The organism is Microcoleus sp. Aus8_D2, from assembly GCF_036702665.1.
In the GTDB taxonomy this organism is placed as follows: Bacteria; Cyanobacteriota; Cyanobacteriia; order Cyanobacteriales; family Microcoleaceae; genus Microcoleus.
In genome coordinates, this window is the sequence record NZ_JAUBUN010000058.1 from 20,948 (window position 1) to 31,220 (window position 10,273).

12 protein-coding genes are annotated in these 10,273 nt (G+C 45.5%); 11 read left to right on the top strand and 1 reads right to left on the bottom strand.

The window, feature by feature from the left end:
* The first annotated feature begins 91 nt into the window (after positions 1-91).
* The 11 genes from opcA to QUB64_RS29510 all read left to right on the top strand — a co-directional run bounded on the left by opcA (position 92) and on the right by QUB64_RS29510 (position 9,722).
* Positions 92-1,456, top strand: coding sequence for a glucose-6-phosphate dehydrogenase assembly protein OpcA (gene opcA, locus QUB64_RS29460; RefSeq protein ID WP_333277572.1), 1,365 nt, complete (start codon positions 92-94; stop codon positions 1,454-1,456).
* Positions 1,457-1,845: 389 nt separating this feature from the next.
* Positions 1,846-3,354: a cobyrinate a,c-diamide synthase gene (locus QUB64_RS29465; RefSeq protein ID WP_333277570.1), complete on the top strand. Its 1,509-nt coding sequence runs from the start codon at positions 1,846-1,848 to the stop codon at positions 3,352-3,354.
* Between the two features lie 135 nt (positions 3,355-3,489).
* Complete coding sequence (locus QUB64_RS29470) at positions 3,490-3,981, top strand: ureidoglycolate lyase (protein WP_333277568.1); 492 nt, start codon at positions 3,490-3,492, stop codon at positions 3,979-3,981.
* A 67-nt stretch (positions 3,982-4,048) separates the two neighbouring features.
* Positions 4,049-5,308, top strand: a complete 1,260-nt coding sequence (gene codA, locus QUB64_RS29475; RefSeq protein WP_333277565.1) for a cytosine deaminase — start codon at positions 4,049-4,051, stop codon at positions 5,306-5,308.
* Between the two features lie 154 nt (positions 5,309-5,462).
* Entirely contained in the window at positions 5,463-5,912 is a 450-nt protein-coding gene (locus QUB64_RS29480) for a KGK domain-containing protein (protein WP_333277563.1), read from the top strand.
* A 165-nt stretch (positions 5,913-6,077) separates the two neighbouring features.
* Positions 6,078-6,530, top strand: coding sequence for a hypothetical protein (locus QUB64_RS29485; RefSeq protein ID WP_333277561.1), 453 nt, complete (start codon positions 6,078-6,080; stop codon positions 6,528-6,530).
* A gap of 87 nt (positions 6,531-6,617) precedes the next feature.
* Positions 6,618-6,923: a hypothetical protein gene (locus QUB64_RS29490; RefSeq protein WP_333277559.1), complete on the top strand. Its 306-nt coding sequence runs from the start codon at positions 6,618-6,620 to the stop codon at positions 6,921-6,923.
* A gap of 14 nt (positions 6,924-6,937) precedes the next feature.
* The gene (locus QUB64_RS29495) at positions 6,938-7,390 is read left to right on the top strand and encodes a hypothetical protein (RefSeq protein WP_333277557.1); all 453 of its coding nucleotides are present in this window, start codon (positions 6,938-6,940) and stop codon (positions 7,388-7,390) included.
* A 94-nt stretch (positions 7,391-7,484) separates the two neighbouring features.
* Entirely contained in the window at positions 7,485-7,949 is a 465-nt protein-coding gene (locus QUB64_RS29500) for a KGK domain-containing protein (RefSeq protein ID WP_333277555.1), read from the top strand.
* A 90-nt stretch (positions 7,950-8,039) separates the two neighbouring features.
* A complete protein-coding gene (locus tag QUB64_RS29505; RefSeq protein WP_442921730.1) occupies positions 8,040-8,219 on the top strand; it encodes a DUF4089 domain-containing protein in 180 nt (59 codons plus the stop codon).
* 33 nt (positions 8,220-8,252) lie between these two features.
* Complete coding sequence (locus QUB64_RS29510; protein WP_333277553.1) at positions 8,253-9,722, top strand: AtzE family amidohydrolase; 1,470 nt, start codon at positions 8,253-8,255, stop codon at positions 9,720-9,722.
* 2 nt (positions 9,723-9,724) lie between these two features.
* Here QUB64_RS29510 and rpsU read toward each other — a convergent pair whose 3' ends face one another.
* The gene (gene rpsU, locus QUB64_RS29515; protein ID WP_006632476.1) at positions 9,725-9,919 is read right to left on the bottom strand and encodes a 30S ribosomal protein S21; all 195 of its coding nucleotides are present in this window, start codon (positions 9,917-9,919) and stop codon (positions 9,725-9,727) included.
* Positions 9,920-10,273 lie beyond the last annotated feature (354 nt).

Below are 10,273 nucleotides of genomic sequence, written 5' to 3' on the forward strand. Positions count from 1 at the left end.
TTAACAACTGCCAACTGCCAACTGCCAACTGACAATTAACAACTGCCAACTGCCAACTGCCAACTGACAATTAACAAAGGAGACAAGATTTATGACGATGACACCGATGAAAGCTCCGCCTTTGGTTTCGCTGCAAAGTCCTAAAGATGTGTCGATCGACCAGATAGAGGCTGAACTGAGTAAAATCTGGGAAAGTTACAGAGATTCTGGGTCAAAGGGCGATTTTCCGATCGCGACTAGGGCAGCAACTTTTACTTTTGTGGTGTACGAACCGGAAGAAACCCAGCAATTATTGGCGGATCTGGGGTTTTACGACGGGCCAATTGACGGTATTAGCGGGCCGATGACGGCATCTAGCATTAGGGCTGCTCAAAAAGCTTACGGAATGCCGAGAACTGGTAAACCTAGCGCTGAATTGCTGGGGACTTTGCGCGAAGAAGTGGCTCGCAAAAATGCCAAGGGAGAGCTTTTGGGTTCGAGTGGCATGGGTTCTGGGGGTTCGGGAGTGGCTGACGCGATCGTGGCTGCGAATCCCTGCCGGATTATTGCTCTGTGTCCGACGGCTGGGGAAGATACGGGGGTGCAAGCTCAAGTGGCTGCTTATTGTCCGGTGCACAAGCGCGGCAGTGGCAATCTGATCTGCTGCGAGTACATTACGCTCCGAGGTACGGAAGCTGCTCTGGAACGGGTGAGCGCGATCGTGACAGCGCTGACAATCGGGGATTTACCGACGCTGCTGTGGTGGAAAGCGAATCCAGATGCCGATCGAGGTTTGTTCCAACGGCTGGCGGAAACGAGCAGTTCTGTGATTATCGACTCTAGCAGTTTTGCGGAGTCTGAAGCGGAATTGCTGTTGATGCAAAGTCTGATCGAGGAAGGAATTCCGATCGCAGATCTGAATTGGCGGAGGCTGGCGGCTTGGCAAGAGTTAGCTGCTGAGGCGTTCGATCCGCCGGAACGTCGGATGGCAATTCGGGAGATCGATCGAGTGACGATCGATTACGAACAAGGTAATTCTACCCAAGCGCTGATGTATTTGGGCTGGCTGGCGAGCCGGCTTCAGTGGCGTCCTGTGGCTTTCAAGCAGGAGGAGGGCGATTACCAAATCAAGCGCATTAAATTTGCGGGTGCGGACGAACGGGTTGTAGAAGCCGAGTTAGCTGCTATTCCGATTGCCGATACGGGCGATGTCCCCGGCGATTTGATTGCTCTGCGTTTGAATTCTACGAACGAGAATGCTGACTGCGGTACGGTTCTGTGTTCGGAAACGGGCGGCTGTATGCGGATGGAAATGAAGGGCGGTGCTCAAACCGATCGATTTAACCAGGTGACTCCTCTGTTTGACCAGGTGACGGAACAGTTGCTGGGCCAGCACTTGCAGAGTTGGGGCCGGGATATGCTGTACGAAGAAAGTTTGGCGGTGACGGCTCAAATCCTGAAGTTGGCTAAGAGGTAAAGAGAAGTTCGGCAACGGATGCAAGAGCGGATGTAACGGATGTAACGGATGGAGGGAATCAAAAATAAGGAGAAAATAATCAGGCAGACGGATTGAGTTAATATTGAGTGGGGCAGGCAATGTCTGCCCTACTTTTCTTCTTCTCTTTTCTTCCTTCGCGTCCTTAGCGTCTTCGCGGTTCGTTAAATAGTTATTATTTGAGCGGTTCGAGAGCAATACTCATAACTCGATCGACTGTCTATTTTTATGATAAAAGATTGCATAAATCTTTGATAGATACAGAAACCGCAGATCTAAGGCAGATAAACACAGATCGACGCAGATAATTTCCTGATTGGAAAGCGAAGGAAGGCAATCTTATCTATTATTTATTGTAACTAACTAGAACTATGACTTTAGTAATTGCGGGCGAACGCAGCGGTGCGGGAAAGACTACTGTAACGATCGCCCTTTTAGCTTATTTAATCCGCCAAGGCTGGAACGTGCAATCTTTTAAGGTCGGCCCTGACTATATCGATCCGATGTTTCATGCTTTTGTTACTGGCCGCCCTTGTCGAAATTTAGACCCGGTTTTAACGTCTGAATCTTATGTGAAAAAGTGTTTTTTCCGTCATATTCAAGATGTTGATTGTGCCTTGGTTGAAGGGGTAATGGGTTTATTTGATGGGGTTTGTCAAAAGAAGGGTTCGGCAACGGATTCTGTAGCGGATGTAACGGATATAACGGATTTAATGGATGTTAGGAAGGTAGAAGGAAAAGAACATTATTCTATTTCTTTTGCTTCTACGGCTCATGTTGCTTATTTGTTGAATTTGCCGGTATTGTTTGTGATAGATTGCAGCAGGCTTTCTGGTTCTGTGGCTGCGATCGCCCACGGTTTTCGTTCTTTTAACCCAAATCTTAATTTCGCGGGTTTGGTTCTCAATCGGGTGGCGAGCGATCGACATTTGGAGTTGCTTACCGATGCTCTCAAACCGCTCAATTTACCGATTTTGGGGGTTTTGCGTAGGGATGAGGCTGTTACTATTCCCGATCGACATTTGGGTTTGATTCCGGCCGAGGAGTTGCCGCATCTTCAAGGTGCGATCGATAAACTGGCGGATTTGGCTGCTGTTAGTTTTGACTGGGAGCAACTTTTGCCTTTGTTGGCTGCGACTCCAATGGGGGGGGGTGAGGGGTCTGAGCAACTTTTGGGTAGATACAGTCTCCCTTGGGAGACTATAACTAAAAAAGATGATGGTGTCAACTGTTTGGAAAGAAAGTTTTCGGTGCGGATTGCAGTTGCGCGCGATCGGGCTTTTAATTTTTACTATCAGGACAATCTTGATGTATTGGAAGAGTTGGGTGCAGAGTTGGTATTTTGGAGTCCGTTGGATGATTCGGTGTTTCCTGAGAATGTGCAGGGGTTATATTTTGGTGGTGGTTTTCCCGAAGTGTTTGCTGGGGAATTGAGCAATAATGTTTTAATTCGGGATGCTGTCAGAAGTGCGATCGTTGCGGGAATACCGACTTATGCGGAGTGCGGCGGTTTGATGTACTTGTGCGATTCGATTGTAGACTTTGATGGGAATTCTTGGGAAGGGGTGGGTGTGTTGCCGGCTGTGGCTGCGATGGGAAAGCGCTTAACTTTGGGATATCGAGAGGCTGTGGCGGTGGGGGATAGTTTGGTGTTAGGTGCGGGGGATGCGGTTTGGGGACATGAGTTTCATCGATCGCATTTAACTGTGGAACCGACTAATCCAATTTATCACAGTTGGAAGTATGGTTCGAGGGGGGAAGTTGAGGCGGTGGCGGAAGGTTGGGGGGTTTGTCGGGTGCACGCTGCTTATTTGCATTTGCACTGGGGTGCTCGCCCTGATATTCCGGCTCGTTTTTTGCAGCAGTGTGCTGATGCGTGATTGTAAGGGTATTTGGGGCGAGAAAGCGAATTAGATTTTTTTTAACCACAGAGAGCGCAGAGGGCGCAGAGAAGAGAGATAGGGGAGTATTTGTATTATGTTTTTGATGAGATGAGCGAGGAGATGTTGAGATTTATGAGTAGATTAGTTTCAGTTAAGCAATTGCCGACACAATGGATAACATCGGAGAATTTTCGGAGTTATGGTCAAGTTATTTCTGCTAGTTTTGATGGTAAGTCTTTTGATGCTGAGGATGCTAGGTTAAATTTGGAAAATGGTATTCCTAGATTTTACATTATGCGGCTGCGCGCGAAGGGTCGCAAGTTTGGTAAAATTACGCGGCACGTTGAATGTACTCAGTGTTTGGGTTCTCTAGATGGGAAGGATTGGTTGATGGCGGTTGCGCCTCCTGGGGATGGGGATAAACCGAGTTTGGACGATATTGCGGCTTTTCGGATTCCGGGTGATTGTTTTATTAAGTTAGAGGTGGGGACTTGGCACGCTGGGCCTTATTTTGATGCGGATTTTGTGGATTTTTATAGTCTGGAATTGAGCGATACTAATGTGGTTGACCATTTTAGTTTTGATTTTGTGAAGCATTACAATCTGGAGTTTGAGATTGTTTGACAAAACTTACACATCGGATTTGAGCAAGGACTGAAGTCCTCACTACGAACAGGTAGGTAAATAGGTTATGTCTGAACAAAAGTATAGCATGGTTCTGCGCGAATGTCGTTTGTTGGGTGCGGGCGATCGCCAAATGGTAGATATTGCGATCGATGATGGTACAATAGTTGCGGTATCGCCCCACATCTCAGGACTGGGCGATCGCGAAATCAACATTCAAGGCAATTTAGTTAGTCCTCCTTTTGTGGAGTCGCACATTCATCTCGATTCTGCGTTAACTGCGGGGAAACCGCGATGGAATGAAAGCGGTACTTTGTTTGAGGGAATTCAAATTTGGGGGGAACGCAAGCTAGGTTTAACTCTGGATGATGTCAAAAAAAGGGCGATTGAAACTTTAAGGTTGCAAGCGTCCCAAGGGATTTTGTTTGTCAGAAGTCATGCTGATGTTAGCGAGCCGACTCTGACTGCTTTGCAAGGACTTTTGGAGGTGCGGGAATCTGTCAAAGATTGGATGACTTTGCAAGTTGTGGCTTTTCCTCAAGACGGGATTTACGGGAGTCCTGGAAATGACAAACTTTTAGAGAAATCTCTCGATATGGGTGCGGATGCTGTGGGTGGAATTCCGCATTATGAGTTGACGCGGGAAGATGGGGTGAAGTCGGTTGAGAGAGTTTTTGAAATTGCGGAAAAATACAATAGATTAATAGATATTCACTGTGATGAAATAGATGACGAACAGTCGAGGTTTTTGGAGGTTGTGGCAGCTTTTGCGATTAGAACAGGGGCGGGTTCGCAGGTGACAGCCAGCCACACGACTGCTTTCGGTTCTTACAATAATGCCTATGCCTTTAAACTGATGGGAATTTTGCCAAAATCGCAGATAAATTTCATCGCTAATCCTTTAATTAATATCACCCTGCAAGGCCGCACGGATACTTATCCGAAACGTCGCGGAGTGACGCGGGTTAAGGAGTTGTGGCAGCATGGTTTGAATGTGAGCTTGGGGCATGACTGCGTGCAAGATCCCTGGTACAGTTTGGGTACTGGAAATATGTTGGATGTGGCTCACATGGCGGTTCATCTTTGTCAGATGACGGGGATTTCTGAGATTGAAGCTTGTTTTAATATGGTAACTTATAATGGTGCTAAAACTTTAAATTTGGGAGATGAAAGTTACGGGATTGATGTGGGGAAGCTTGCTAATTTAATTGTGTTGGATGCTGAGAGTTGTTACGACGCCATCAGGAGGCGGGCGACAGTTCGATACGTGATTTCGCGGGGTAAGTTGGTGGCGGAAACTGTACCAGCGAAAACAAGTTTTTTCTGACTGTGAATTCGCTGCATTTTTTCAACATCTGGCTGTACCGACAAAAACCGCCTTCGCGATATAAAGTTTTAATACATCTTGCTTGAAACTCTGGATTGACTAATATGATGAAGTCTGATACTTTTTTTGAAAAAATTACAAATAACCAAAAATTATGAACGCTAAGTTTCAAAGCCTAGACTGCGGTACAGATATATTGCTGATTCAAAAAGATACTTTTACAGTGGCTAGATTTAAAGAACTCATTAGTAAGAAACTTACTGAAAAGCTTAACACACAAAACAATGGAGCGAGTAATTCAATATTTTTTAATTTGTTGTCAGATTGTTCAATTGGAGAAGTAAATATTAGAGTTTTTGAGAGTAAATGGATTTTTCCTACTCCTGGAATAGACTGTCACATTCTAAAAATTGGTTCTCCAGGCTGGCAAAAAGGCAAACTAAGGATAGAAGCATCTCTAAGTTGTACAATAAGCAATCGCTACTATAGCGTCGAGATAATTAAATTAGAATTTTGTCCTGATGAACCAGCAGAACCGGAATCTATTCTAGATGACATCCGCCAATCTGAAGAGTACAAAAACCTCGCCAATAATAATAATTGACAGCCAGACACGAATACATCGCTACGCTCTCAAATGAATTGCGGCTAAAAACTAACAATTAATCGAGCAGTATAAACTAATTAGAGAGCCTGAATCTGTTAAGGTAGTTCAACTAAAAGCTAGAGCATCCAAAATATTAATTAAAAATCTGTAGGTAAGCAAGTTATGAAAATTCGCTGTATCGCTAATACAGGTGCATCGCTTTCTGATGATTACATAGAGCCTGCAATCGGTTACACAAAAGAAATACAGTTCTCATTAACGATTGACCAGGAATATGTTGTTTATGCTTTTAGAGAGTGGCGAGGAACTATTTGGTACTATATTTGCGATGATATTTACAGTTATTATCCCATCCCGAATCCGGCACCGCTGTTTGAAGTGGTTGATGACAGAGTTTCTAAGTATTGGCGGTTTAAAATTTCGCCGAATGGATTTTTGATGATAGCGTTTGAGCAGTGGTTTACTGAGCCTTATTTTTATGATAAGCTAACAGATCGGGAGGAGGCGGAGGTTGAGATTTTTGAGAAACTTAAGGAATTGATGGATGCTGAAGATTTTGATTTGCCTCCCTTAGATATCGCTGTTGAGAAGTTGCGGGAAACTGTCAGTGTTTAATAATTTGAGAAAGTGAGAAGGTGAATTTAGTCTTTTCGCCTTGAATAAAATACTTTTTTGACAAATTACATCTAACACTGTTAAATTATGAATCAAGGTGCTATTCCCGACGAGAGTCCGAGAAATTTGCCAGAGCAACTGCTGCTGCAAGATGCCAAGGCTGGTAATTGTATATCTATTCAGGGCGGGCCTGACGATATACTAGGGGATATCTCTAGACTGGTTGCCCTTTATGGAGGCAATCCCGAAGACTGGTATAAAATAACTAGCATTCAGGCTTTTGCAATTAATGGAGCTTCCGTACAAGTACACTGGTTTGAAAATAAGCAAATTTTACGACAAGTTGAAGTGAAATTCAAGCGACAATATCCTAAAACAGCACCTAAGAATTGATAGGTAGACAAGTTATGAGAGTTCGCTGTATTGCTAATACTGGAGAACACTTACCGGAAAATTATATCGATCCGGCAAGAGGCTATACTAAAAAGATTGAATTGCCGTTGACTGTTGGCAAGGAATATGTGGTTTATGCTATCAGATCGTGGCAGGGAATAGTTTGGTATTATGTTTGCAATGATAATTACAGCTATTATCCCATACAGACTCCTGCACCTTTGTTTGAAGTAGTTGATAACCGAGTTTCTAAGTATTGGAGGTTTATGCTTAACCCGAATGGGGTGTTGAGGTTCGTGTTTGAACAGTGGTTTAACGATCCTTACTTTTATGATAAGCTGACAGACCAGGAAGAGGCGGAGGTTGAGATTTTTGAGAAAGTTAAGGAATTGATGGATGCTGAAGATTTTGATTTGCCTCCGCTGGAGGTCGCCGTTGAGAAGTTGCGGAAAACTGTCAGTGTTTGAGTTGGGAAGTGCGAAGCTCAATTTAGCCTTTTGGTATTGACTCACATACCTTGAAATGCTATCAAATAGCAGATCGCATAATTTTGTAAAAAATATGGACGAAAATACTGAAGTCAATCAAAGATACGAGACTCTAGAGGGCGCCGATGATGTTTTATTGTTAAACAACCAAAATACTTTTACGGTACACAGGTTTAAAGAGTTAATCGGCAGAAAGTTTAATGAAATACTTTGCCTTTACGCAGAAAGTCAATCTCGCCGGGAATGGATAAGAGTTTGGATGCAAAATTTGTCTATTAGCGAAGAAACAAAAACAAGTATTCCTGGAGGTGATATAAACTGGAACTCCGCTCAAAAAGGAATCGATTGTCAAATTCTCAAGGTTGGTTCTAAAGGTTGGCAAAAAGGAAAGATAAAAATCGAAGTCAATCAAAGTTTCGAGTCTGGTCAAATGCAGGTATGTGTAAAGTTTTGTCCAGATGAACCAGCAAAGCAAAAATCACCTTTAGATGATATCAGACAATCAGAGGAATACAAAAAACTCAGCAATAATAACTGAGAGCCTGACACCGATCGCCAAAATAAACACCGAAGTGAATTAAAATTGAGGATGGGTCGCAACTAACCACCGATCGCAAATACCGAAAAAATGATAAATAATATAGAAGAATATGTCGATCGCACTGCCGAACTTATCAACTTACCCATCAAGCCGGAACATCGGCCCGGCGTTGTGGTAAACTTCGAGAGGATAGCTGCGATCGCCCGACTCGTTACAGAATTCCCCTTGCCACAGGAAATCGAAGCTGCACCAGTGTTTGAACCCTGATTGTTAACCGCAGATGTAGGCAGATGAACGCAGATGAACGCAGATGAAGCCCAATTTTTAGCAGGAGCGGATGCAGTCGCCACAGCATCGGCGATTAAAAGTGGTAAGATTGCAGCGACAGCGGTTGTGAATGCTGCTTTAGAACGAATTGCCGATCGAGACAAAACCCTCAATTGCTTTACGGCCATCACCGCAGAAAGTGCGATCGCAGCAGCCGAAAAGATAGATAATTCGATCGCACGCCACGAAAACCCTGGCCCATTAGCAGGCGTTCCCTTCGCAGTCAAAAACTTGTTCGATGTCGGTGGAATTATCACCCTAGCCGGGTCGAAAATCAACGCTGACAATCCTCCGGCTACCGAGGACGCGGCGGGGGTCGCCCGACTCAAACAAGCTGGTGCTATCCTCGTAGGTACGCTGAACATGGATGAGTACGCCTACGGGTTTGTCACGGAAAACAGTCACTACGGGCCGACTCGCAATCCTCACGATACTGCGCGCATCGCCGGCGGTTCTAGCGGCGGTTCCGCAGCAGCAGTCGCCGCCGGTTTAGTTCCCTTCACCCTCGGTTCGGATACTAACGGTTCCATCCGCGTGCCCGCTGCTTTGTGCGGTGTGTTTGGGCTGAAGCCGACTTACGGCCGTTTGTCTAGGGCCGGTGCTTTTTTGTTTTCGAGTAGTTTGGATTGTGTGGGACCGTTTGGGCGATCGCTCCGAGATATCGCGCTGCTGTACGATATTCTGCAAGGCCGGGACGATCGCGATCCAGTTTGCACTCAACTCCCGCCGGAACTTTGTTCGTCGCAGTTAGATATGGGAATTGAAGGATTGCGAATTGCTGTTGCTGACGGGTATTTCGCCACAGGGGCCGAACCAGAAGCAATGGAGGCTGTAGAAATAGTTGCCAAAGCCTTGACAAATGTCTTGAATTGTGGTATAGAGTCAGAGAAAGCAACAATCAGCCCCCCAAAAATTGGAGGGCTGGCAACTGTTAGCATACCGGAATCCGATCGTGCGAGGGCGGCGGCGTTTATAATTACGGCTTGCGAGGGTGGAAACCTGCATTTGGAGAATTTGCGGGCGCGCCCTCAAGACTTCGATCCGGCTACGCGCGATCGTTTTTTGGCCGGAACCCTTATTCCTGCGACGTGGTACGTGCAAGCGCAGAGATTTAGACAGTGGTATCGAGATCGAATTCGCTCCATATTTCAACATACAGATATCATTCTGGCACCCGCAACGCCGATCGCGGCTCCAGAAATTGGTGTCGAGAAAATGGTCATCGCCGGACAAGAAATATTAGTGCGTCCCAATCTGGGACTGTTCACTCAACCTCTATCATTTATAGGCTTACCAGTTCTTTGCGTGCCCGTACAGCGGCCCGGCGCTTTGCCCTTGGGGGTACAAATTATCGGTGCTCCCTACAGCGAAGCGGTGATTCTCCGAGTCGCTGCGGTACTAGAATCGCAAGGCATTATATCTGCCGAATCAATAGTGCGTTAATTCTAGGGTTTGTTGTTGCGGTGGAAGCGTCTCTTAGTCCTTCTAGCAATAGCTTTGCGCTTCTGCTTTTCGAGGGGGGTTTCAAAGTGGCGGTGCTTTCTCATGTCGGGAAAAATTCCCGCTTTGGAAACTTGTCGCTTAAACCGTCGTAGGGCTGACTCAATCCCTTCATTTTCGCCGATTACAACTTGGGTCATTCTTTCTCCTTTGGTTCGTTAGGTCAAGTTTTATCATATCAAGGTTTTTGGCGGCGCGACCTGTTGGATGTCGGGCGATCGACCAAAACCTCAAAATTATACCACAAAATTGGTTCGTAGTGAGGACTTCAGTCCTTCTTTTTTGCGGGCTAAAGTCCTCACGCTCGATCCTGTTTGTTCGTAGTGAGGACTTCAGTCCTTCTTTTTTGCGGACTAAAGTCCTCACGCTCGATCCCGTTTGTTCGTAGTGAGGACTTCAGTCCTTCTTTTTTGCGGACTAAAGTCCTCACGCTCGATCCTGTTTGTTCGTAGTGAGGACTTCAGTCCTTCTTTTTTGCGGACTAAAGTCCTCAC

What these genes read in the sequence shown, in the direction of transcription:
- opcA (WP_333277572.1), top strand. Translation starts at nt 92, where the DNA reads ATGACGATGACACCGATGAAAGCTCCGCCTTTGGTTTCGCTGCAAAGT.
- QUB64_RS29465 (WP_333277570.1), top strand. Translation starts at nt 1,846, where the DNA reads ATGACTTTAGTAATTGCGGGCGAACGCAGCGGTGCGGGAAAGACTACT.
- QUB64_RS29470 (WP_333277568.1), top strand. Translation starts at nt 3,490, where the DNA reads ATGAGTAGATTAGTTTCAGTTAAGCAATTGCCGACACAATGGATAACA.
- codA (WP_333277565.1), top strand. Translation starts at nt 4,049, where the DNA reads ATGTCTGAACAAAAGTATAGCATGGTTCTGCGCGAATGTCGTTTGTTG.
- QUB64_RS29480 (WP_333277563.1), top strand. Translation starts at nt 5,463, where the DNA reads ATGAACGCTAAGTTTCAAAGCCTAGACTGCGGTACAGATATATTGCTG.
- QUB64_RS29485 (WP_333277561.1), top strand. Translation starts at nt 6,078, where the DNA reads ATGAAAATTCGCTGTATCGCTAATACAGGTGCATCGCTTTCTGATGAT.
- QUB64_RS29490 (WP_333277559.1), top strand. Translation starts at nt 6,618, where the DNA reads ATGAATCAAGGTGCTATTCCCGACGAGAGTCCGAGAAATTTGCCAGAG.
- QUB64_RS29495 (WP_333277557.1), top strand. Translation starts at nt 6,938, where the DNA reads ATGAGAGTTCGCTGTATTGCTAATACTGGAGAACACTTACCGGAAAAT.
- QUB64_RS29500 (WP_333277555.1), top strand. Translation starts at nt 7,485, where the DNA reads ATGGACGAAAATACTGAAGTCAATCAAAGATACGAGACTCTAGAGGGC.
- QUB64_RS29505 (WP_442921730.1), top strand. Translation starts at nt 8,040, where the DNA reads ATGATAAATAATATAGAAGAATATGTCGATCGCACTGCCGAACTTATC.
- QUB64_RS29510 (WP_333277553.1), top strand. Translation starts at nt 8,253, where the DNA reads ATGAACGCAGATGAAGCCCAATTTTTAGCAGGAGCGGATGCAGTCGCC.
- rpsU (WP_006632476.1), bottom strand. Translation starts at nt 9,919, where the DNA reads ATGACCCAAGTTGTAATCGGCGAAAATGAAGGGATTGAGTCAGCCCTA.